Raw genomic sequence first — 23,277 nt, 5'->3', positions numbered from 1 at the left:
CGAGCAGCATTCTGGTGATCAAAATGAGCTCGGCCTGAACAACGGATACTGCATGGCCGCACCACCCCGGAGGCGTTCTGCCCCCAAGGAGATTGGCCACTTGCTTAGAAGCGGAAGTGCGAGAACGCCTTGTTCGCTTCAGCCATACGGTGCACCTCGTCACGACGCTTCATCGCGCCGCCGCGGCCTTCGGCTGCTTCCATCAGCTCGCCACCCAGGCGCTGCTGCATGGATTTCTCGCTACGCTTGTTTGCGGCTTCGCGCAACCAACGCATAGACAGAGCCATACGGCGGACCGGACGCACTTCAACCGGCACCTGGTAGTTGGCGCCACCGACGCGGCGGGATTTCACCTCGACCATCGGCTTGCAGTTGTTGATGGCGGTTGCGAACACTTCCAGCGGGTCCTTGCCCGATTTGGACTGGATGTAGTCGAATGCACCGTAGATGATCTGTTCGGCGACCGACTTCTTACCGGACAGCATCAGAACGTTGACGAACTTGGCGACATCGGTGTTGCCGAATTTCGGATCCGGCAGAATCTCGCGCTTAGGTACTTCACGACGACGTGGCATTTCAATTCCTTTTTGTCTTCAGTTGAGTGCTTGCGCACTCGCGAAAGGCCATCATGACCCTTCACTTACTCGGCCTTCCGGCCGCCTCAACTAACTCAATATTAATTTACCCAGATTGCAAGAAGATTACTTCTTGGCAGCCTTGGCACGCTTGGCACCGTACTTCGAACGGGCCTGCTTACGGTCTTTCACGCCCTGGGTATCCAGTGCACCGCGGACCATGTGGTAACGCACACCCGGCAAGTCTTTCACACGACCGCCGCGAATCAGCACGACCGAGTGTTCCTGCAGGTTGTGGCCTTCACCGCCGATGTACGAAATGACTTCGAAACCGTTGGTCAGGCGAACCTTGGCGACCTTACGCAGTGCCGAGTTCGGCTTCTTCGGGGTCGTCGTGTAGACACGGGTGCAAACACCGCGCTTTTGCGGGCAGTTTTCCAGTGCCGGCGACTTGCTCTTCACAACCGCGGCTTCACGCGGCTTGCGAATCAGTTGATTGATGGTTGGCATCGTTCAAAAATCCAACAAAATGACTACTAGTTGATGACCCGGGGCTCTTGCTTCCCGGGGGCTGAAACCTTGTCCCGACAGGGTCCGTACAGGCGACGACAGCCACTCACCAGCGGGAGCGGCTGTTATGCGTAAACCATGCGCAGAATAATTCGAGAACTCGCGAGTATAGACCTGAAGCGGAGCCGGGTCAACAAACTTGCTGACTGGGCACTGCGACAGCGGCGGAAGAATGTGTAATGGCCGTGTGATTGTCGTGATAACGACACAACCAGTGTACGCCTGATTTCATCCGTTGTGCAGAGGGAATAGCGTTACCTGTGGCAAAAAAAATCGGATAATAGCCGACTTCGTCCCCCTCCCTGCCGCACACGCACGCTTCGATGTCATTTCTGCTACGCCCGCGCAACCTGTACGTCGCGCTCACTTATCTGCTGCTGTCCTGCGTACCGTACGTGGCGCCGCTGTTCGGCCAGCCGCTCGTGCACCCCGGCCAGGTGGCCGGCATCGAACTGCTGGCCTGGCTGGGCGTGTGGGCCGTGTGCAAGCGCCCCGCTTATTTTCACTGGCTGCTGCTGCCCGCCTTCCTGGCACTGCCCGTCGAACTCTACCTGTTTGTGTTCTACGGCCAGGGCATTTCCACGCACCACCTCGGCATCATCGCGGAGACGAGCCCGGCCGAAGCGATGGAATTCCTCGGCAACAAGATCTGGCTGCTGATCGGCGTCTTCATCGGCGTGCTCGCGTGGTTCGTCACGAGCTGGATCGCGGGCTGGCGCACGCGCGACCTCGACTGGGCAGACATTTCCCGCCCCGTCGTGCTGTGCGTGCTGGCGCTGGTGGCCGCCGTGTTCGCTTACGGCCTGAAATACGGCATCGCCCCGCCGCCGCTGGCAGGCGCCGCGCCGGCGGCGGCGGCCGTCCGGCTCGTGAAGGCGTCCGCCCCCGACAGCGTCGACTCCGCCAGCGAAGAGACCGTGCCGCCGCGTGCGTCCAGCGTCCCCCGTCCGGCATCGCTGCCGCCGCTGGCACACTGGATGCGGCTGCCGTTCGACCTCGACATGTTCGCCCATTCCTGGCCGTTCGGCCTGGCCGCGCGCGGCGTCGACTTTTACAAGGAGCGGGTCTACCTGGCCGACCTCAACCGCAGAAGCGCCCATTTCCGCTTCCACGCCCACCTGGCCGAGCCGAACGACGAGGCGCAGATCGTCGTCATGGTGATCGGCGAATCGTCGCGCTACGACCGCTGGAGTCTCAACGGCTATGACCGTGAGACGAACCCGCTGCTGTCGCAGGAAGCGAACGTCGTCCCGCTGCGCGACGTGATCACGTCCGTGTCCGCCACGCGGCTGTCGGTGCCCGTGATCATCTCGCGCAAGCCGGCCACGCAAAGCCTCAAGGATGGGTTCTCGGAAAAATCGTTCCTGACCGCGTTCAAGGAGGCGGGCTATAAAACGTTCTGGCTGTCGAACCAGATCTCGTTCGGCAAGTTCGACACGCCGGTCTCCGTGTTCGCGAAGGAGGCCGATGTCGTCGACTTCCTGAACCTGGGCGGCTTCACGGACAATTCGAATTACGACGAAGTGCTGTTCGGCCCGCTGAAACACGCCGTGACCGATCCGGCGCCGAAGAAACTGATCGTGCTGCACACGCTGGGCAGCCACTGGAACTACAGCCACCGCTACCCGAAACAGTTCGACAAATGGCTGCCCTCGCTGTACGGCGTCGACAAGCCCGTCTACACGGACATCAAGATCAAGGATAAGCTGAACAACAGCTACGACAGCTCGATCCTGTACACGGACTGGTTCCTCGACCACGTCGTCAAGACGCTGAAGGACGCCGACAAGCCGGCCGCCATGCTGTACGTGGCCGACCACGGCCAGACGCTGTACGACAACAGCTGCCGCCTCGCCTTCCACGGCCACAACACGCAATACGAATTCCACGTCCCCGCGTTCGCCTGGTATTCGGATTCGTACGCGGAACGCTTCCCGGACAAGATCGCGCAGCTGCGCCGCCACCGCAAGGCCAAGCTGGCGACGGAAAACATGTTTCATACGCTCCTCGACCTGGGCGACGTCCGCTACCCGGACGAGCACCTGGACTGGAGCTTCGTGAACGCCGCCTTCAAGCAGCACAAGCGCTACGTCGACAGCTATGGCTGGACCGACTACGACAACGCCACCATCAAGGGCGACTGCCACGAAGTCATCGCCAAAGGCAAGCCCCTGCCGCGCGACTAATTGCGCCATCTCAAACCGGGGTCAGAGCCCGATTTTGGACAATTTCCAAAAATCGGGCTCTGACCCCAGTTGTTGGCGCTGGCTGGCCAGCCAGCCGGCAACCTTTTCGGCCTTGCGCTGCACGGCGGCGTCGAAGCCGTGCTCGGCCAGCAGCGCGACGCCGTTCGTGCGGCCCAATACGCCGCGCTCCATCATCAGGCCGTCGGGGCCGGGCACGATGCGCCACGGCGCCAGCGCGTGCGCCAGCAGCGAACCCAGCACGAGATTGTGCGACGACACGACCACCAGCGCATGCCGCGCCAACTCGTCGATGACGGCCGTCGCGGCCGATACGGATTCCTCGTGGTTCGTGCCGCGGAAGATTTCGTCCACCAGACAGATGACGGGCCGTTCCCCGCGCGCCCGCGCCAGCAGCGACCGCGCGCGCGCCAGTTCCGCGATGTATAAGCTCTGGCCACCGAGCAGCGAATCCTCGTTCTGCATGCTGGCCACGACCGGCAGCGCCGGCAGGCTCGCGCTGCGCGCGTAGGCGAAGCCGAACGCCCGCGCGACCACGAGATTCAGGCCCAGCATGCGCAAGAAAGTGCTTTTACCCACGCCGTTCTGGCCCGACAAAAATGCGCCCTTGCCGTCCAGCGTTACGGACAGTCCGCGCGCTTCGTCGAGCAGCGGATGCACGCCGCCCTCGACCGCCACCGTGCGCGCATCGCTACGCGTCGCCCAGCACCAGACCTGCCGCCCGCGCAGGTGACGGGCCAGCGCCACGTCGGCTTCCAGTTCCGCGCACAGCCAGAAGCATGCGCGCAAAAAGTCGCGCTGGCCGAACACGACATCGAGCGTGCGATAGTAATGGCGCACGTCGGCGGCCGCGAACCAGTCCGCGTACTCGCGCGCGCCGGGCACGCCGGAGGCGGCCAGCAACGAGCGGTCCAGCAACCGGGAGAGGCGCCCCGCCGGCGCGGCGCGGCCCGCGAACGCGCGCGCCAGCGCGAGACCGCTGCCGTCCAGCAGAGAGCAGGCCCGCAGCAGCATCTGCAGCGCGCGCAAGGTGCGGCTCCAGCGGCCGATGCGGTCCTGGTAGCGCATGTGCACCATCACGAGGAAGTACATCGCGACGCCGACGCCGACCCAGCCCCACGGCGATACGAGCAGCGCGGCTGCGATCGACGCCACCAGCAGCACGGGCAGCCAGAGCAGCCTGCCGACCCAGCCAGGGCGTACCGGCTGCGTGTCCGCGAACAGCAAGGTGGCCACGTCGATGTCGGCATGGCGCAGGCACGCCAGCGTGCGGCGCAGGGCGTCCAGTTGCGCGGGATCGTCCACCAGGGCCTGCACACGCGCGCGCCGCGCCGCCACCGCGTCGTCGCTCACGCCGCCGCGCAAGTCGCGCTCCAGCACCTGGCGGCCGAAGATGCTGGTGCCGGGCGCCAGCATGGCCGCCGTGTAGCGGTGCAGCAGCAGGTCGCGCCACGTGGCGTCGTCCAGCACATCGTCGGCGTCGGGCGGCACGGCCGCGCGCAAGGCGGTCACCTCGTCCGGCGTGAACGGGTGGTCGTCGGGGTCGGGGTCGGGAAGCGTCAATAGACGGGAAAAGAAAGATGTCATGCAGACTTTCCACGGCGGCACCGTATGATTATTGGCAAGAAACTATGGCCACTTTCCAGAATATCAAGACCGTCCGCACTGTCCGGCCGGGCCGCGCGCGGACATCTGCGGACGCGGCCGTGTCCGCGCTCGATCCCAATGAAATCAACGGTTTATCCTCTGGCATGGATCGTGCAAATACAAACCCTGTCCACAACCCGTGTCCACATCATGATCCGCGATACATCCGAACAAGACGCCGTCATCGCTCCGCCGGCAGGTTACAGGCTCAAGCGCCGCGTGCTGTGGGTCGGCAGCGCCGTCATCGTGGCCGCGCTGTGCGCCGGCCTGGTGTCGACCTGGCGCGGCAGCGAGGCGTCCGTCAGCGCGGCGCGCCTGCGCATCGCCGAGGTCACGCGCGGCACCCTCGTGCGCGACGCCTCCGTCAACGGCCGCGTCGTCGCCGCCGTCAGCCCGACCTTGTATGCCAAGGCGCCGTCCACCGTCAACCTGAAGGTCGCCGCCGGCGACACCGTCAAGAAGGGGCAGGTGCTGGCCGTGCTGGAATCGCCCGACCTGACGGACGTCCTGAAACGCGAGACGTCGGCCTACGAAGGCTTGAAGGCCGAGGTGGCGCGCCAGCAGATCCTGTCGCGCAAGCAGAAGCTGCTGGCCCAGAAGGAGGCCGACACCGCCGAGATCGACCGCCTGTCCGCCCAGCGCACGCTGGAGCGCTACGACAGCGTGGGCCAGCTGGGCGTCATCGCCAAGATCGATTACCAGAAAGCGAAGGACGCGCTGCAGTCGGCCCAGATCCGCGCGAAGCACGCCAGCGAGGCGTCCGTGCTGGAGGGCGAGGACGTCGCGCTCGCGCTCAAGACGAAGGTCAATGAACTGGAACGCGCGCGCCTGTCGATGGAAGAAGCGCAGCGCCGCGTCGACGAACTGACGGTGCGCGCGCCCGTCGACGGTTTCATCGGGACCCTGAACGTGCAGGACCGCATGGTCGTCGCGGCCAATGCGCCGCTGATGACGCTCGTCGACCTGTCGAAACTCGAGGTCGAGGTCGAGGTGCCCGAGACGTATGCGGCCGACCTGGGTCTGGGCATGAACGCCGAGGTTACCCTGCCCTCGGGCACCGCGACGGGCAAGCTGTCGGCGCTGTCGCCGGAAGTCGTCAAGAGCATGGTGCTGGCGCGCGTGCGCTTCGACGGCGAACAGCCCAAGGGCCTGCGCCAGAGCCAGCGCGTGACGGCGCGCCTGCTCATCGAAGAAAAGCCGAACGTCTTGACACTGCCGCGCGGCCCGTTCGTCGAAAGCGAGGGCGGACGCTATGCCTATGTCGTACGCGACGGGATCGCCACGCGCACGCCGATCCGCATGGGCGCCACGAGCATCTCGGCCGTCGAGATCCTCTCGGGCCTCAAGCAGGGCGACAAGGTCGTCGTTGCCGGCACCGACGCCTTCAACAACGCACAGCGTATCTCGATCAATCAATAACGAACCCAAAGGACAAGCCATGCTGCGCATGACCAATCTCTCCAAGGTGTACCGCACCCACATGATCGAGACGCACGCGCTGCGCGGCTTCGAGATCGAAGTCAGGGAAGGCGAATTCGTCACCGTGACCGGCCCGTCCGGCTCGGGCAAGACGAGCTTCCTGAACATCGCCGGCCTGCTCGAGGAATTCACGTCGGGCGAGTACATCCTCGACGGCGTCAACGTGAAGGGCCTGGACGACAACGCCCGCTCGCGCCTGCGCAACGAAAAGCTGGGCTTCATCTTCCAGGGCTTTAACTTGATCCCCGACCTGAACCTCTACGACAACGTCGACGTCCCGCTGCGCTACCGCGGCTTCAATGCGAGCGAGCGCAAGAAACGCATCGAGGACGCGCTGTCCAAGGTCGGCCTGGCCTCGCGCATGAAGCATTATCCGGCCGAGCTGTCCGGCGGCCAGCAGCAGCGCGTGGCCATCGCGCGCGCGCTGGCCGGTTCGCCCAAGCTGCTGCTGGCGGACGAACCGACCGGCAACCTCGATACGCAGATGGCGCGCGGCGTGATGGAGCTGCTGGAAGAGATCAACGCGGCCGGCACGACGATCCTGATGGTCACGCACGACCCGGAGCTGGCCGTGCGCACGACGCGCAACGTGCACATCATCGACGGCCAGGTGTCGGACCTCGTGCGCCGCGGGCCCACGCTCGTCGACACCAAGGCCGCCACGGTCAACGCATAAGGAGCGCGCCATGTTCGGCTATTACTTCAAGCTCGGGGTACGCAGCCTGCGCCGCAACCCCTTTCTTACGGCACTGATGATCCTCACCCTGGCCGTGGGCGTGGCCGCCAGCGTGTCGACGCTGACGATCCTGCACATGATGTCGAGCGACCCGATCCCGCAAAAGAGCAGCCGCCTGTTCGTGCCCCTGCTCGATCCGGGCAATCCGGAGGACTACGCGCCGGGCGACGAACCGATCGACATCCAGATCACGTACAAGGATGCGCAGAACATGCTGAAAAGCGGCCAGGGCGTGCGCCGCACGGCGCTGTACGGCCTGCAGGCGCCCGTGCAGCCGCCGCGCAAGGACATCCCGCCGTTCAACATGACGGGCCTCGCGCCCACGCGCGACTTCTTCGCCATGCTCGACATCCCGTTCATCCGCGGCCAGGCCTGGACCGAACAGGACGATGCGCGCGGCGCCGACGTCGTCGTGCTGTCGCGCGCCATCGCCGAAAAACTGTACGGGAACGTCGATCCGGTCGGCCAGCATCTGACATTGCTGGGCGCCCCATTCACCGTGGTCGGCGTGACCGACACCTGGATGGCGCTGCCGCGCTTTTACCGCCTGGCCGGCGGGGTGCGCTACGGCGAGGGCGAGGAATTCTTCATCCCGTTCGCCAGCGCCATCCGCCACGAGGTCACGCACAACGGCAATATGAGCTGCTCGGGCAATTCCGGCGCCGGCTTCGCGGCCCGCCTCGCGTCCGAATGCACGTGGATCACGGCATGGTTCGAGACGGCGGCAGCAAGCGACCGCGCCGATCTGCAGACGTGGCTCGACAACTACGCCGCCGACCAGCGCAAACTGGGGCGCCTGAAACGCAACGCGCCGAACCGCCTGTTCAACGTGCCGGAATGGCTGGAGTACACGAAGGTCGTCGGCAAGGACAGCAAGCTGCAGACCTGGCTCGCGTTCGGCTTCCTCGTGCTGTGCCTCGTGAACACCGTCGGCCTGCTGCTGGCGAAGTTCTCCGTGCGCGCGTCCGAGATCGGCGTGCGCCGCGCGCTGGGCGCCTCGCGCGCCGAGATCTTCCGCCAGTTCCTCATCGAGACGGCCGTCGTGGGCCTCGTCGGCGGCGTGCTCGGGCTCGTGCTCGCATTCGGCGCGCTGGCCCTCATCGCTATGCAGGGCAAGCAGACTGCCGCCGTGGCGCACATGGATTGGCAGATGCTGATCCTCACGTTCCTGATGTCGGTCGGCGCCGCCATCCTTGCCGGCCTGCTGCCGACCTGGCGCGCCTGCCTTGTCACGCCGGCCATCCAGTTGAAGTCGCAATGAGATCGCAATAAGGAGAAGCCATGGAAATCCGTCCCATCCTGTCGGCGCTGCTGCGCAACAAGACCGGCCCGATCCTCGTCGCGCTGCAGGTCGCCCTGAGCCTGGCGATCCTGGCCAACGCCGCCCACATCGTCAACGAACGGCGCGCCGTCGCCGCGCGGCCGTCCGGCCTGGCCGACGAACACTCGACGTTCTACATCACGGTGCGCACCCTGTCGAACGACACGCCCGAGCAGCAGCTGGCCAACATCAAGCGCCAGACCGCGCTGCTGCGTGCCGTCGGCGGCGTGGCTTCCGTCGCGCACACGACCCAGATGCCGATGGGCCGCAGCGGCAGCAACACGAGCGTGGCCGTCGACCGCCGCCAGGCCCGCGCCACCGCCATCGCGTCGGTCTATTATTCGGGCGATTCGCTGATCAAGACCTATGGTCTGAAACTGGTCGAAGGCCGCGACTTCCTGCCCGCGGAACTCCTCGACTACAACGAGAGCACGAGTACCGAGCAGCCGCCGCAGGTCATCGTCACGAAGGCGCTGGCCGAGAAGATGTGGCCGGGCCAGTCCGCGGTCGGCAAGACGATGTTCTTCGGCACCGGCAACGATGCCCAGCCGGCCCTGGTGGTCGGCGTCGTCGAGACGCTGATGAGTACCCAGGCCGAAGTCGGCGAATCGGCCATGTATTCCGTCATCGTCCCGGCGCGCCTGTACGGCGGCGGCCCGGTCGAGCTGTATGTGATCCGCACGGAGCCGGGCCAGCGCGACCGCGTGATGAAGGAAGTCGAGGAAGCCCTGCGCAAATCGTCGGCCACGCCGATGATCACGAAAATGAAGACGTCCGACGACGACCGCAAGGACCGCTACCGCGCCGACGTCGCGCTGCAGTGGATGCTGATCACGGTGAGCGTGCTGCTCCTGCTGATCACGGCCAGCGGCATCGTCGGCATGGCCAGCCTGTGGGTCACGCAGCGCCGCAAGCAGATCGGCGTGCGCCGCGCGCTCGGCGCGAAGAAGACCGACATCCTGCGCTACTTCATCACGGAGAACTTCATGATCACGAGCGCCGGCGTGTTCGGCGGCGTGGCACTGGGTCTCGCCCTGAACCAGCTCCTCGTCAGCAAACTGGAGATGGCACGCCTGCCGGCCGGCTATCTCGTGTTCGGCGCCCTCGGCTTCTGGCTGCTGGGCGTGCTGGCGGCGTACGGTCCGGCATGGCGCGCGGCCAGCATCTCGCCGGCCACCGCGACCCGCAGCGTCTGATCCGGCAGTGATATGCTAGCGGGCATGCCTACCGTATTGATCATCGATGACAACGCCGCCGTCGGCATCGCGCTCGACGTCCTGTTCTCGCTGCACGACATCGCCGCGCTGCGTGCCGCCTCGCCCGAGGAAGGCCTCGCCCTCCTCGCGCGCGAGCCGGTCGACCTGGTCATCCAGGACATGAACTTCACGGCCGACACCACGTCGGGCGAAGAAGGCGTGGCGCTGTTCCGCGCGATCCGGAAAGAATATCCGGACCTGCCCGTGATCCTGCTGACGGCATGGACGCACCTGGACGCGGCCGTCGATCTCATTAAAGCCGGCGCCGCCGACTATCTCTCCAAGCCGTGGAACGACGACCGCCTGCTGGCGACCGTGACGAACCTGATCGAGCTGGGACAGGCCAACCGCGCGCTGGGCCAGCGCCTGCAGCGCGAACGCCGTGCGCGGCGCGAGCTGGAACAGAATTTCGACTTGCGCGGCCTCGTATGGGCCGACCCGGTCACGGAGCGCGTGCTGAGCCTCGCCTGCCAGGTGGCGCGCGCCGACGTGCCGATCCTGATCACCGGCCCGAACGGCACCGGCAAGGAGCGCATCGCCGAAATCATCCAGGCCAATTCGATGGTCCGCGAGGGCCCGTTCGTCGTGCTGAACTGCGGCGCCCTGCCCTCGGAACTGATCGAGGCCGAGCTGTTCGGCGCCGACGCGGGCGCGTACACGGGCGCCTCTAAAGCGCGCGAAGGCAAGTTCGAAGCGGCCGACGGCGGCACCTTGTTCCTCGACGAGATCGGCAACCTGCCGCTGGCCGGCCAGATGAAACTCTTGCGCGTGCTGGAGACCGGCCGCTTCGAGCGCCTGGGCTCCAACCGCGAGCGCCAGGTGAAGGTGCGCGTGATCAGCGCGACGAACGCCGATCTCTCCGCGATGATCCGCGCCGGCACCTTCCGCGAAGACTTGTACTACCGCCTGAACGTCATCGAACTGAAACTGCCGGCGCTGGCCGCGCGTCCCGGCGACATCCTGCCGCTGGCGCACGGCTTTCTCCCGCGCGGCAAGACTTTGCACCCGGGCGCGGAAGCGGCCCTGCTCGCGCATCACTGGCCCGGCAATGTGCGCGAACTGAAAAACGTGATGGCGCGCGCGAACCTGCTGGCCCAGGGCGACGTGATCAAGGCGCCCGACCTCGGCCTCCCGCTGCCCGCCGGCGGCGCGCCGGATGCGGAACCGGACCGCGAGGCCATCACCCAGGCGCTGGCGCGCGCGGGCGGCGTGATCGCCCAGGCGGCCGCCGAACTCGGGCTGTCGCGCCAGGCCCTCTATCGCCGCATGGAGCGGTTGGGTATCGCACGCGCCGCATGAAGGACCGCCGCAAGACCTGCTGCGCGTTGCACTGCCGTCGCGGACGGCGCGTTCTGCGATGCGCGCTGTACTAGCCGTACGGCTGCGCGTCGCGGGCGACAGTGCGGCCGCTCGCGACGGTTTTTCGAGGTTCATTTGAAAGACAGAAAAGACCACAAGAGATTCCGGCTGTCCCTCGTCACGCGCTGGTCGGCCCTCGTCGGCACCTTGCTCGCGGTCGGGATCCTGATCGCGCTGGCGCTCGACCACCTGCTGCCGGGCCAGCCGCTGGCCGTGCTGGGCATTTGCCTGCTGTGCGTCGTACCCATCTCGATCATCACCCTGCGCTCGCAGGTCCAGCCCATCCTGTCGCTGTTCCGCGCCCTCGAAGGTACGGTCGCCAGTTACCGCGACGGCGATTTTTCGTTCAGCCTGCACTGGCCGCAGAACGACGAACTGTCGGACCTCATCGCCGCCCACAACGCGCTCGGCGAAGTCCTGCGCGAGCAGCGCCTGGACCTCGTGCAACGCGAACTGCTGCTCGACACGATGGTGCAGAACACGCCGGTCGCCATGCTGCTCGTGACGGAAGCGCATGGCGCGCTTGAGCGCAATGCGCGCGTGATCGTCTACGCCAACGTGGCGGCGCGCCAGCTGCTGTTCGAGGGCCACAAGCTGGAAGGCCATGCGCTGCATGACGTGCTGGCGCAGACGCCGGCGCTCGTCGAAGCGCTGGCGCGCGGCGGTGACGGCCTGTTCACGGCCGGCGACGGCGACGAGGAAGAGGTCTACCACCTGGCACGCCGCAACTTCAGCCTGAACGGCCGGCGCCACGAATTGCTGCTGCTGCGCCAGCTGACGGCCGAACTGCGGCGCCAGGAAGTGCAGACCTGGAAAAAAGTCATCCGCGTCATCAGCCACGAGTTGAACAATTCGCTGGCGCCGCTCGCCTCGCTCGCCCACTCCGGCACGGAACTCGTGCGGCGCGGCCAGACGGAGCGCCTGCCGCAGATCCTGCAGACCATCGGCGAGCGCACGCGCCACCTGGAGAGCTTCATCCTCGGCTACGCCCGCTTCGCCAAGCTGCCCGCGCCGCGCCTGGAAGCCGTCCCCTGGGCCGACGTCGTCGCCGGGCTGGCGGACCAGGTCGCGTTCCGCCTCGGGGGCGAACTGCCCGAATCGCCGGCCCACATCGACCGCGCGCAGCTGGAACAGGCCCTGCTCAACCTCCTGAAAAACGCCCACGAATCCGGCTCGCGCCCGGAAGACGTCGAGCTGCAGATACGCCGCGTGCAGGACGTCGTCCGCATCGACGTGCTCGACCGCGGCACCGGCATGAACGACGCCGTGCTGACGAACGCCCTCGTCCCGTTCTACTCGACGAAACGCAGCGGCACGGGCCTGGGCCTGGCGCTGGCACGCGAAATCGCCGAGGCGCACGGCGGCCGCATCACCCTCGGCAACCGCGAAGGCGGCGGCTTGGCCGTCACGCTGATCCTGCCGGCATAAATTCGGGTCAGAGCGCTTTTTCGGCACCATCCGACCGGTTGGGCGCCGTTCCAAGTATTTATTTGCCTGATGGGCGACGTTGACCGCAACGCGTAATGACAATGTGCTCTGGCCCCGAATTTTGGGGTGAAGCGCACGATCGTGCGATACTCTGGGTTTCGTCGACTTTGGAGCATTCGAAGGATGATGCGACTTCCCCTGTTTTGCATGACCGCGCTGGCGCTGCTGGCCGGCTGCGTCCAGTCTCCGGCCACCCGCACGGCCGCCGCGCCAGCACAGGCGCAGCAACCGCCGCAGCAGCAGCCGGGCGAAGACTGCGCGCCTCCCGTCTATCCGCCGGAAGCCGTGCAGGCGCGCATGAGCGGCGTGTCGATGATGGCCTTCCTCGTCGGCAGCGACGGCACCGTGCGCGAATCGCGGCTGCTCAAGTCGAGCGGTTACGCCATCCTCGACCGGACCGCCGAAGCCGCGCTCAGGCTGTGCCGTTTCAAGCCCGCGCTCAAGAACGGCCACACGGTCGCGGCATGGCAACCCGTCCAATACGCCTGGTCGCTGCCGTAATGTCGAACGCCAGCGATCCCCGCTTTTCCCGGCCCGGCCACCCGCCGGCAACCATCACCGAGTTCGAAGGCGTGCGCTCGCTGCATCTCGGCACGTCGTGGGTCCAGGGCGCGATGCGCCTGGCGCGCCCGGATGCGATCGAGCTCGAATACGTGCAGATGATGATGATGTGGATGCTGTTCCTGCCGGACCCGCGCCGCATCGTGCAGCTGGGCCTCGGCAGCGCCGCGCTGACGAAATTCTGCCACCAGCGCTTTCCGCAGGCGCGCGTGACGGCCGTCGAGCTGAATCCGAACGTGATCGCCATCTGCCGCGAGCATTTCGGCCTGCCGCCGATTGATGCCCGCCTGGACGTGCGCGAGATGGATGCCCTCGACTTCGTGCTGGACCCGGATAACCACGGCACGGCCGACGTGCTGCAGGTCGACCTGTACGACGAACAAGCGCGCGGCCCCGTGCTCGACACGCCCGAGTTCTACGCGGCCTGCGCCGCCTGCCTCAAGGACGGCGGCATCATGACCGCCAACGTCTTCGGCGATTTCAGTAATTACGGCAAGAACCTGGAAGCGATGGAGGACGCGTTCGACGCCGTCGTCTGGCTGCCCGAGGTCCACGACGCGAACATCGTCGTCATCGCCTTCAAGGACGCGCCGCAGATCGATTTCTCCGTGCTGTACGAGCGCGCGGGCGAGATCAAGCGGCGCTACAACCTGCCGGCCAAGAACTGGGTCAACGGGTTGAAGGAGTGGATGCGCGATCACCAGGGCTGACCGGCGCCGCTGTCTCCGGCATCGCCTCGTGCCACCACGCGCCGCCCTCCTGCGGCTGCGCCAGCGCCAGGCGCTCGCCCATCATCGGCGTCGCCAGCTTGACGCCGGCCGCGCGCGCGAGGCTGCGGATGCGCTCGAACGGTTCGTACCACGGATGCAGCGCCAGGTCGAACGTGCCGTTGTGGACCGGGACCATCCAGCGCCCGCGCAGGTCCAGGTGGGCCTGCAGCGTCTCTTCCGGCAGCATGTGCACCTCGGGCCACATCGTGTTGTACGCGCCGTTCTCGAGGAACGTCACGTCGAACGGGCCGTGGCGCTCCCCGATGGTCTTGAAATCGTCGTGATAGCCCGTGTCGCCGCTGAAGAACAGGCGCAGTCCGGCGCCCTCGATCACCCACGACACCCACAACATGCGGTCGCCGTCGCGCAAACCCCGGCCGGAAAAATGCCGCGAGGGCGCGGCCGTCAGGCGCATGCCGTCGATGTCCGTCGTCTGCCACCAGTCGAGCTGGCGCACGCGTGCCGCATCGACGCCCCAGCCGACGATGCGGTCGCCCACGCCGAGCGGCGCGACGAACACGTCGGTCTTGGGAATCAGCCGCACGATGCTGGCGTGGTCCAGGTGGTCGTAATGGTCGTGCGACAGGATCACGCCGGCGAGCCGCGGCAGCGCCTCGATACCGATCGGCGGCGCGTGGAAGCGCTTGGGACCGGCCCACTGCACCGGCGCGGCGCGCTCGGAAAACACGGGGTCCGTGAGCCAGTAGCGGCCGTCCAGCTTGAATAGCATGGTCGAATGGCCCAGGCGCCACAGGCTCGCGTCGGGTGCGGATTCGATGTCGGCCGTCGTCAAGGGGAGCACGGGCAGGGCCCGGTCCGGCACCGACGTCTTCGGCTTTTCCGTCCAGAGCTTCCAGACCAGGGACAGGATCTCGCGGATGCCCTGCCGGCGGCGCGGAATGACATTGCGAAAACGGCCATCGGGCAGGCGGGGTGCGGCGGTGGGTTCGGACATGGCGGTGTGCGGCTCGTGCGATCGACGATTGATCATCGCACGTTCCGGACAATCGTGCCGGCTCAGCGCCGTTCGCGCCACCACAGGCCCAGCATCGCCAGCGCGAACGCCACGCCGAACGGCCACACGGGCAGCGGCCGCGTGCCCGCCCGGACCGGCGCCGGCGTGCGCGCCGCATAACGCGCGGTCGCGGCGCGGCGCTCGCTGCGCTGCCACAGCGGCCAGTCGCCCGGCGCATACACATACACCTGGCCCCGGCTCGCGCGTGCCTGCAGACGCAGCCAGCCGCCGGCCGCCGGCCACACGGCCACGCAGGACGCATCGACCTGCTCCGGGCGGCGCTGCCAGGCCAAGGTCTGCTTCAACTCAGCCACGGTCACGTCGCCGCTCACGCCACGTGCGCACACCGCGAGGCGCTGGTGCGGCAGCGGCATCTCGTCCGGATCGAGCCAGGCGACGTCTTCGTGGCGCCGCACGCGCAGGCGGTCGAGGATCCCCTGCCACCACAGCGCCAGCTGGCGCGGCTGCTCGATCGCATGGCGGTGCCAGTCGCCCACGCCCAGCCAGGAAATGCGGCCCCGCTGCCAGTCGCGCGTCCACAGGCCGTCCGTGCCGGTCCAGTCGCCGGCGCGATCCGCGCTCGGATTCAGGCCGGCCGCGGTCATCGGCAACGCCGTGCCGAGCATCTTGTTGGCCGATTGCGGCGCCAGCGGCAACGCCACGGTCCGTGCCCACACGCCGGCATCGCGGGCATTCGCGCCCAGCACGAGCAGCGGCGTGCCACCCGCCACGCGCGCCAGCAGCGCGCCGCGCGCGGCCGCGCCGGCCTGTTCGAACCAGGCCGCGTCGACGATCTCCAGATCCGGCGCCGTCAACTCGGCGCGCGCGGTTTCGGCGCGTTCCAATCCTTTACCCAGCGCGACCTGCCAATCGATGACGGCCTGGCTGTTGGTGAGCAGATCGTCCAGCACGCGCAGGTCGAACGACGGCGCCGCGAAGCGGCCCCGCACCTGCAGCGACACCGGCTCCGTCACCGTGAACGGCACGGGGCCCGCATCGACGACCTTGCCCGCCGCGTCCAGCAGGCGCGCGTTGAGCACCAGCCGTTCGGCCACGGGCGGCAGCCATTGCACGGCGAGGTCGCCGACGCCCTTCGCTTCGGCCAGCACCTGGCCGTTCTCTGCCAGCAGTTGCAGGCGGCCGGGCGCCGTCCACGAGCGGTGCACGGTCAGGGTGAACACGCGGCCCAGCGCGAGGGTGCGCGGGAAGTCGAGGCGGATGGCGGGCGTGTCGGGTCGCTTCCAATCGAGCGGCCCGGCCGGCAGGTCGTCCCACTCGGCGGCGCGCAGGCCGTCCCCGAGCAGCCGTGACGGGGCGCCCGCTTCGCCCGGCAGCGTGAATGCGCCGACGGCGCCCGCGAGCGCCGCGCCGGCCGCCAGCGCCAGCACGGCGTCGACCCAGCGCCGGCGCGCGCCGTACGCCAGCGCGGCCAGCAAGCCGATGACGGCGGCAGCGACGGCCATCATCGCCCGCCTCCCTGCAGCGCTTTCGAGAACGGCGTCTCGACGACCGGGCGCGCCTGCAGCAGCACGGGCGCATCCGCCACGCCGCCGCGCAGCCACGCCGCCAAGCGGGCGCGCGCGGCCAGCTGGCCGTCGGCCACATCCTGGATCGCGCGCTGCGCCGCGAGCCGCTGCTCGTCCTCGAGAATGCGTGCGCGCACCCAGTCGTGCGCCGTGCGCGTCCACAGCGCGGGCAGCGGGCCGTCGCCGCCGAGGGCCTGGACGAGGTCGCGCAGATTCGCCGGCACGATCTCGCCCGCTTCCGCTTGCGCGCGCTTGTAGCTGGCGCTGCCCGCCATGTCGCCGCTCATGCGCTTGTCCTCCTTGATCGCCGGCGGGGCGAACGCCGTTTTATGCAGGTAGATGCGCTCCGACTGCTGCAATTCCTTGATCGCATCCAGCGCCTTGTACTCGGGCGGCAGCGCCGTCTTCGGCGTGATCGCGCGCAGCGCCTTTTCCGCATCCCACATGGCGGACAGCGCGCGGCGCAGCAGCTTCTTGGTCGCGTCGTCGAACAGCGTCGCGTTCTCGGCCTGGTCGTGCGCGTGGCCGAATTCGTGCAGCACGTCGACCTTGCCGCCCGCATGCTCGTCGTGGTCGTCGTCCTTGCCGAACAGCGTGGATTCCTCGCCGAGGAACTGGCCGTAGCGGCGGCGCAGCGCGGCCTGGTCGGATGCGATGCCTTCGCTGCGCGCGCGCACCTCGTCCGCGCGCATTTTTTTACTGCGCATGTCCGCCACCAGCTGCTCCGTGTCGATGATCACCTGGCGCTGGCTGCGCAGGCTTTCCGGCTTGACGAGCGTGGGCAGCGCCGTCGTCTCCTCGTCCTGCGCCGACGGCGGCGCGGGCAGGCGCAGCGTGTACGTGGGCGACTGCACCGTGTGCGGCTTGGCCGCGTTGTCGGCGGCGCGCACGAAGAAATACAGCTCGTCGCCGGGTTCCATGCCGAGGTCCGTCAGCAGCCAGTCGCGGCTCCAGCTGCGCCGGCGCGGATCGCTGGACGCGGGCAGCGGCAGTTCGCGGTCGCTGAAGCGGATGTTCTCGCCGCTGCCGCGCGCCAGGGTCAGGTGCAGCGTCGCCTGCTGGACGCGGTAATCGTCGGTGACGGTGACGGCGATGGCCGCGTTCTTCGCATCGCGCGGCAAGTCCTTCGTCATCGCGTTTGGCTGCGTGACGGCGATATCCGGCGGCTGGTCCGGGATCACCTTGAGCGTGTAGCGCGTGCCGCGCCAGCGCCAGAAGATGGATTCCGTCGCCGTCCAGCGCGCGCATTCTTTCGCTGCGTGCAGCGTCTGGCCGTCACTGAGCTCGATCGCTTCGCTCGGCGCCTGCGGATCGTCCAGGCACCATTCGACGGCCGTCTGTTCGGGCACCTGCACGTCGTTCGGCGCGGACGACGACGGCGCCACGCCCGTGTACGACGGCGGGGCCAGTTTGACGACGAGGCCGGCGTGCGCCACAGAGACCGAGGTCTGCCGGCCGGGCGTGCCCGGCGCGGCGGCCTGCTTGCCGGTTGCATGCGGCAGCAGCGCAGCGCCCCACGCCAGTCCCGCGAGCACGAGGTTCGCAGCGAGCCACGCCCAGCCGCGCGGCACGTGCGCGGCATTGACGGCGCGCAGCCGGCGCGGCGTCAATGCCGCGTCGATGCGGGCCAGGAGACGCTGCCGCTGCAGCCGCGCGACGGCGGTTGCCGGTTCCTGCGCCAGCAGCGCGGCACTGTCTTCCATCTCCGGCACGGCGCCGTCGATCCAGTGCGCCCAGCCGTGCGCCACGCGGCGTTGCAGATGCAGCCAGTCCCACGCACAGAACGCCGACCACGCCAGCAGGCCGGGGCCGGCGCGCAGCAGCAGCCACGGCACCGCGCCCGCCGTCCACAGGGCGGCCCGGCGCAGCGTCGCGGCGCGCGACAGGCGCCGCGCGAGGTCAACGCCGCCGGACATGGGTCGCGATCCTTTCCAAAGCAAACAGCACGACGAGCGCGAGACTCAACCCGTGGCGCAGCGCGCCGGCCGCCGGTCCGGCCGGCGCGGCGGCATCCGCTGCAAGCACCTGCGGCGGCGCCGTGTACGGCTGCGCGCCGAGATGCAGGCGCTGCCATGCGGCGAACAGGGCGCGCGCTCCGTCGGGATCGCGCGGCGGCCAGCCGTCCACATGCCATAGGCGGCCGCGCGGGCTGTCGGTCCAGCGTATGCCATCGATGGTCGCGGCCCTGGCCAGTTCGGGGAACGCGTCCGCATTCGCCACCCACCACAGCGGCGCACGCAGGCCGGCGGGCGGCGCCGCCGCACGGTCCCAGACGATGACGTCCGTGCGCGATCCGGGCGCGGCATCGACGACGATGTGCCACGATCCTTCCGCCGCCGCGAACAGCCGGCGCCACGCATCCGGGCGCTCGCTGAACAGCGCGACGTGCCGCTCGGCCGGCGGGGCCTGTATCGTGGACGTGCGCAGCAGGACGGCATGGCGCAAGCGCGGCAGCACGGCCGGCATGACGGCGTCGCCGACGACGAGCAGGCGCGCATGGGGCTCGAATTCGCGCTCGTGCGCGTGCAGCCAGGCGACGGCATCGCGGTCCGGGAGCGCGATGCGCTGCGCCTCCTTGAACGCGGCGGCCTCACGTTCGACGACGGCCGCCGGCGTCCCTGGCACGATCAATATCGTGTCGCCGCGCCAGGCCAGCACGAGGTCGGCCAGCAGCGCGATCAAGGCCACGAGCAGCAGGCAGCGCAGCAGCAACAGGATCACGTCGTGCCAGCGCCACACGCGCTGTTGCTTCGGTTCGGCGACGGGGAGGAAACGCGCGGACGCGAGCGGCACCGTCTTCGTCTGCGCGCGCTTCTGCCGGTGCCACAGGATGGGCAACAGCACGACCGGCAGCGCCCACCACCACAAACTCATCTGATTCATGCGGCACGCACTCCAGTCAGGTGCGCACGCAGCCACGCGCGCAAGACTTCACCGGGCGCCTGCTCGATACGCGCCTGCACCAGCGGCACGTCGTGCCGGCGGCACTCGCGCGCCACGGCATCGAAATGCGCCGCGCGGTTGCGCGCATAGGCGCCCGCCACGTCGCGGCCGAAGCGGTAGACGGCGCCACCGTGCTCGGGGTCGCGGTACGAGAGCGCCGCATCGAACGCGGCATCCACCTCGGCTTGCGTGTGCAGGCACAGGGCGCGTACGTCGTGGCGCATGCGGCGCAGGCGCAGCAGCGCGTCCGACAGCGCCGACGGCCAGTCGAGGAAATCGCTCGCGACGCACACGACGCCGGGCGCGCGGCTGAAATGCAGGCTGGCGCGCAGGGTGTCGGCGCCGGGCAACACACCGCCCGCGTCGACGCCGTTCAACCGCGCCAGCACGCGCTGCAGCTGGCGTGGCCCGCGCGCGGCAGGCAGGAAATCGGCGCGCCCGCCCCGGCACACGACGAGGCCGAACGCATCGCCCTGGCGCTGCGCGATGGCGGCCACGCAGGCCAGCAGCACGCGCGCATACTGCAGCTTGGTGAGGCCCTCGATGGCGCGGCTGGGTTCCGCCATCGATGCCGTCGCATCCAGCACGAGCCAGACGGCCACGTGGCTGTCGCGTTCCGCTTCGCGCACATAGTACCGGTCGGCGCGCGCCAGCAGCTTCCAGTCGACGCGGCGCCACTCGTCGCCGGGCGCATAGGCCCGGTATTCCGAGAACTCGACGCCGGCGCCGCGCTCGCGCCCGGCGTGGATGCCGTGCCCGAGCCCCGCCAGCACGTGGCGCACCACGAGGTCGAGGTTGGTCGTGTGCGCAATGAGCGTGGACGAAGCTGGCACGTCTTACCCGGGTTGGACACCGGCGCGCAGCGCGGCGAGGATGTCCGCGATGGCGATGCCGTCCGCCTCGGCCTCGAAGTTGCGCAGCACGCGGTGCGCCAGCACGGGCAGCAGCATCGCGCCGATGTCTTCGCGCGTGACCGCCAAGCGGCCGAGCATCAGCGCGCGCGCCTTGGCCGCCAGCACGAGGGCCTGGCCGGCACGCGGGCCCGCGCCCCAGCCGATGTGCTTGCGGATCGCGTCCACGGGCGAATCGCTTGGCCGCGTCGCGCGCACGAGGCGCGTGGCGTAGCGCAGCATGGCTTCCGAGATCTCGATGTCGCGCACGAGCCGCTGCAGGCGCAGCAAGGTGTCCAGGTCCATCGCGGGAACGGCATCGCGCAAGCCCGCATGCGTCGTCGCGCCGACCATCATCATCTCTTCGTCCTCGGTCGGGTAGCCGACGTCGATGCGCAGCAGGAAGCGGTCGAGCTGCGCTTCCGGCAGCGGGTAGGTGCCAGCCTGCTCGATCGGGTTTTGCGTCGCGAGCACGAAGAACGGCTTCGGCAATGTATGCGTCTGGCCGGCGAACGTCACGCTGCGTTCCTGCATCGCTTCCAGCAGTGCCGATTGGGTCTTGGGCGGCGCGCGGTTGATCTCGTCCGCGAGCAGCACCTGCGTGAACACGGGGCCCGGCTGGAAGCGGAATACGCGCTGGCGCGTGGCCTGGTCTTCTTCCAGGATCTCGGTGCCGACGATATCGGACGGCATCAGGTCGGGCGTGAATTGCACGCGCCGGAACTGCATGTCGGTCGCCTGCGCCAGCGATTTCACGAGCAGCGTTTTGCCCAGGCCCGGCACGCCCTCGACGAGCGCGTGGCCGCCGCCCAGCAGGCACGTCACCAAAAGGTCGATCACGTCGCGCTGGCCGATGATCACGCGGCCCATGCTCTCCTTGAGCGCGCCCACCTTCGCCACGAGGTCGGCGATCTCGTTTTCCGTCCATGCCGCTTCTGCCACCTCTTTACTCCTTTTCTATGCGCCCAACGCGTATTGAATGATGTTCACCGCAAACCGCGTGTTGTCGACCGCCAGCCAGCGCTTGTTGCGGAAGTCGTAATCCCACTCGCAGCCGTAATCCTTGTTCGAATACAGCACGCCGATGCGGCCGTTCACTTCGATGGCGCGCAGGTATTCGTGCACGAGATCGTCGCCCCAGCCGTTCAACTCCACCGCGGTATTGGGCGGTCCGTCGAAATGAAAGAAGCTGGAATAGAGGCGGTGATTGTTCGGGATCTTGTGCAGCGCCTTGGGGCCGAAGATGCGCGCCATCTCGGCCTCGAACGATTTGGCGAACAGGCCGTCGATGTCGTGGTTGCAGTCGTCCACGAACACGAAGCCGCCGCCCTTCACGTAGCGCTCGAAGTTGCGCCGCTCGCTCGGTGTGAATTGCACGAGCTTGTGTCCGGCCAGGTAGCAGAACGGCGCCTCCAGCATCTTCGGGTCCGACAGCGTGACGATGCGCTCGGCCGTATCCACCCGCAAGGTCGTGTACTCGACGAGCGAGTTCAGGACATTGCTGGGCATGCGCTGGTCCACGTCCCAGTCGCCGGACTCGTACGTCAGCCGCGTGAAGTAGAAATCGAAGTTAGCCATGCGACGCCATCGTGCTCACACCGCATCCGACAGCGACGTGAAATTGAAGTCGCGGATGCGCATCGGCGGAATCACCATCTGGTACGGCACCTCCTCACCTCCGATGACGACCGGCTTGCCCAGCCCATCGACGTTGTTGAGCATCGTGACGGGGCTCTCGTTGAAGCGGAAGTTCTTGACCGGGTATTTGATCTTGCCGTTCTCGACGTAGAACGTGCCGTCGCGCGTGAGGCCCGTCAGCAGCAGCGATTGCGGATCGACCATGCGGATGTACCACGTGCGCGTGACGATCACGCCCTTCTTCGTGCCCGCGATCAGCTCCTCCAGCGATTGCGTGCCGCCCGCCATGATGAAATTGCCGGGACGCGCCGTCGGCGGCACGCCGTTCTTCTGCGCCCAGAAGCGGGAGTAATCGAGCGACGCCACCTTGCCGTTCTTGACGAGGTCCGTGCGCCGGCGCGCCAGCATGGCCTGCGTGTCCCACGGGCTGACGGGTACGTCCTTGTCCCACGGGTCGGTCCAGATGTTCACCTGTTCATCGAACAGCTTTTCGCCCAGCCGGTTGCCGCCGCCCTTTTTCGCGAGGAAGCTGCGGCCCTCGTCGGCCTGGCGCGCGCCGAACGCGTTCACCATGCGCCCGACGATTTCCGAAGTCGCCGCCGGTTCCAGGATCACCGTGTAGCGTCCCGGCTCGATGGCTTTCGCATCGACGGAACGCAGCGCCTTTTCGATCGCGACGTCGACCGCCTCGCGCGCATCGAACCGCTGCGCATCGACGGCCGCGCGCGTGACCCAGCCGGAGCCGCGGCCATCTTCCGTGCGCGCCGTGCAGGTGAAGTTCAGGCCGGTGTATTCGCGGTGGCCGAACACGCCCTTCGAATTCGCGATGGTCTGGAAGCCCGTCGAATCGGTGAAGAAGCCGGCCGTGACGAGTTTCCGTTTGCGGCCTTCGGTGATCGCGTGCGCTGCGACTTCCGCGCGGTAGTCCGGATCGATGGCGGCCGTCGCCGCGACGTATTCGGCGCTGGCCTTGAAATCCTGCCTGGCCGGCATGGGCACGTATTCCGGATTCTCGGGCGCCAGGCGCGCGATGTCCTCGGCGCGGCGCACGGTCCGCTCCAGCGATTTATCGTCGAATTCGTTGACGGTCGCGGTGCCCTGGCGCTTGCCGTAGGCGACGGTGACGACGAGGCTGCGGTCCTCGTTCAGCCCCGCCGTCGACACGCTGTTGCGCGCAAAGCGGATATTGCCGTTGCGGCTGCCGGACAGTGTGACGCTGCACTCGTCGGCCTTGGCCATGCCCAGCACGCGGTCGCAGATCTGTTTCGCTTCCTCTGCATTCAACTGCTTCATGCTGTC

20 protein-coding genes are annotated in these 23,277 nt (G+C 67.8%); 9 read left to right on the top strand and 11 right to left on the bottom strand.

Features of this window, described 5'->3' with window-relative positions; genetic code table 11:
* Window positions 1–104: 104 nt before the first annotated feature.
* Together rpsG and rpsL are read right to left on the bottom strand one after the other, a co-directional pair.
* Entirely contained in the window at window positions 105–575 is a 471-nt protein-coding gene (gene rpsG / locus BVG12_RS21745) for a 30S ribosomal protein S7 (protein WP_075794227.1), read from the bottom strand.
* A gap of 126 nt (window positions 576–701) precedes the next feature.
* The gene (rpsL, locus tag BVG12_RS21740) at window positions 702–1,085 is read right to left on the bottom strand and encodes a 30S ribosomal protein S12 (protein ID WP_036240557.1); all 384 of its coding nucleotides are present in this window, start codon (window positions 1,083–1,085) and stop codon (window positions 702–704) included.
* Between the two features lie 383 nt (window positions 1,086–1,468).
* Between rpsL and BVG12_RS21735 the strand changes: the two genes are divergently transcribed.
* Entirely contained in the window at window positions 1,469–3,331 is a 1,863-nt protein-coding gene (locus tag BVG12_RS21735; protein WP_075794226.1) for a phosphoethanolamine transferase, read from the top strand.
* A 21-nt stretch (window positions 3,332–3,352) separates the two neighbouring features.
* Here BVG12_RS21735 and BVG12_RS21730 read toward each other — a convergent pair whose 3' ends face one another.
* Window positions 3,353–4,936, bottom strand: a complete 1,584-nt coding sequence (locus tag BVG12_RS21730; RefSeq protein ID WP_075794225.1) for a MutS-related protein — start codon at window positions 4,934–4,936, stop codon at window positions 3,353–3,355.
* 210 nt (window positions 4,937–5,146) lie between these two features.
* On the opposite strand from BVG12_RS21730, the gene BVG12_RS21725 reads away from it, so the two are divergent.
* The 8 genes from BVG12_RS21725 (at window position 5,147) to BVG12_RS21690 (ending at window position 13,906) form a co-directional block, all read left to right on the top strand.
* Window positions 5,147–6,415: an efflux RND transporter periplasmic adaptor subunit gene (locus BVG12_RS21725; RefSeq protein WP_075794224.1), complete on the top strand. Its 1,269-nt coding sequence runs from the start codon at window positions 5,147–5,149 to the stop codon at window positions 6,413–6,415.
* A 19-nt stretch (window positions 6,416–6,434) separates the two neighbouring features.
* Window positions 6,435–7,151 carry an ABC transporter ATP-binding protein gene (locus BVG12_RS21720; protein ID WP_075794223.1) on the top strand — a complete coding sequence of 239 codons (717 nt, stop codon included), beginning with the start codon at window positions 6,435–6,437 and terminating at the stop codon, window positions 7,149–7,151.
* A gap of 10 nt (window positions 7,152–7,161) precedes the next feature.
* Window positions 7,162–8,472, top strand: coding sequence for an ABC transporter permease (locus BVG12_RS21715; protein WP_075794222.1), 1,311 nt, complete (start codon window positions 7,162–7,164; stop codon window positions 8,470–8,472).
* A 20-nt stretch (window positions 8,473–8,492) separates the two neighbouring features.
* Complete coding sequence (locus BVG12_RS21710; protein ID WP_075794221.1) at window positions 8,493–9,728, top strand: ABC transporter permease; 1,236 nt, start codon at window positions 8,493–8,495, stop codon at window positions 9,726–9,728.
* A 24-nt stretch (window positions 9,729–9,752) separates the two neighbouring features.
* Window positions 9,753–11,087 carry a sigma-54-dependent transcriptional regulator gene (locus tag BVG12_RS21705; RefSeq protein WP_075794220.1) on the top strand — a complete coding sequence of 445 codons (1,335 nt, stop codon included), beginning with the start codon at window positions 9,753–9,755 and terminating at the stop codon, window positions 11,085–11,087.
* A 135-nt stretch (window positions 11,088–11,222) separates the two neighbouring features.
* Window positions 11,223–12,575 (top strand): sensor histidine kinase, encoded by a 1,353-nt coding sequence (locus BVG12_RS21700; RefSeq protein ID WP_075794219.1) that lies wholly within the window; start codon window positions 11,223–11,225, stop codon window positions 12,573–12,575.
* Window positions 12,576–12,758: 183 nt separating this feature from the next.
* Window positions 12,759–13,136, top strand: coding sequence for an energy transducer TonB (locus BVG12_RS33590; RefSeq protein ID WP_083685300.1), 378 nt, complete (start codon window positions 12,759–12,761; stop codon window positions 13,134–13,136).
* Window positions 13,136–13,906, top strand: a complete 771-nt coding sequence (locus BVG12_RS21690; protein ID WP_075794218.1) for a methyltransferase domain-containing protein — start codon at window positions 13,136–13,138, stop codon at window positions 13,904–13,906. Before BVG12_RS33590 ends, BVG12_RS21690 begins: the two co-directional genes overlap by 1 nt.
* On the opposite strand, the gene BVG12_RS21685 is transcribed toward BVG12_RS21690, so the two are convergent.
* From BVG12_RS21685 to BVG12_RS21650, 8 genes are all read right to left on the bottom strand, one after another.
* Window positions 13,866–14,921: an MBL fold metallo-hydrolase gene (locus BVG12_RS21685; protein ID WP_229503680.1), complete on the bottom strand. Its 1,056-nt coding sequence runs from the start codon at window positions 14,919–14,921 to the stop codon at window positions 13,866–13,868. The two genes, BVG12_RS21690 and BVG12_RS21685, sit on opposite strands and share 41 nt — an antisense overlap.
* 62 nt (window positions 14,922–14,983) lie before the next feature.
* Window positions 14,984–16,447: a hypothetical protein gene (locus BVG12_RS21680; protein ID WP_075794216.1), complete on the bottom strand. Its 1,464-nt coding sequence runs from the start codon at window positions 16,445–16,447 to the stop codon at window positions 14,984–14,986.
* The gene (locus tag BVG12_RS21675) at window positions 16,444–18,423 is read right to left on the bottom strand and encodes a DUF4175 family protein (protein ID WP_075794215.1); all 1,980 of its coding nucleotides are present in this window, start codon (window positions 18,421–18,423) and stop codon (window positions 16,444–16,446) included. Before BVG12_RS21675 ends, BVG12_RS21680 begins: the two co-directional genes overlap by 4 nt.
* Window positions 18,407–19,390, bottom strand: a complete 984-nt coding sequence (locus BVG12_RS21670) for a BatA domain-containing protein (protein ID WP_075794214.1) — start codon at window positions 19,388–19,390, stop codon at window positions 18,407–18,409. The genes BVG12_RS21675 and BVG12_RS21670 overlap by 17 nt, the downstream gene beginning before the upstream one ends.
* Window positions 19,387–20,283, bottom strand: a complete 897-nt coding sequence (locus BVG12_RS21665; RefSeq protein ID WP_229503679.1) for a DUF58 domain-containing protein — start codon at window positions 20,281–20,283, stop codon at window positions 19,387–19,389. The genes BVG12_RS21670 and BVG12_RS21665 overlap by 4 nt, the downstream gene beginning before the upstream one ends.
* 3 nt (window positions 20,284–20,286) lie before the next feature.
* A complete protein-coding gene (locus BVG12_RS21660; protein WP_083685781.1) occupies window positions 20,287–21,210 on the bottom strand; it encodes an AAA family ATPase in 924 nt (307 codons plus the stop codon).
* A gap of 87 nt (window positions 21,211–21,297) precedes the next feature.
* A complete protein-coding gene (locus tag BVG12_RS21655) occupies window positions 21,298–21,918 on the bottom strand; it encodes a DUF4159 domain-containing protein (protein ID WP_075794212.1) in 621 nt (206 codons plus the stop codon).
* A 15-nt stretch (window positions 21,919–21,933) separates the two neighbouring features.
* Complete coding sequence (locus tag BVG12_RS21650; RefSeq protein WP_075794211.1) at window positions 21,934–23,271, bottom strand: TldD/PmbA family protein; 1,338 nt, start codon at window positions 23,269–23,271, stop codon at window positions 21,934–21,936.
* Window positions 23,272–23,277: the final 6 nt, after the last annotated feature.

The organism is Massilia putida, from assembly GCF_001941825.1.
Lineage (GTDB): Bacteria > Pseudomonadota > Gammaproteobacteria > Burkholderiales > Burkholderiaceae_D > Telluria > Telluria putida.
This window is presented reverse-complemented; position numbering and strand designations above follow the sequence as displayed.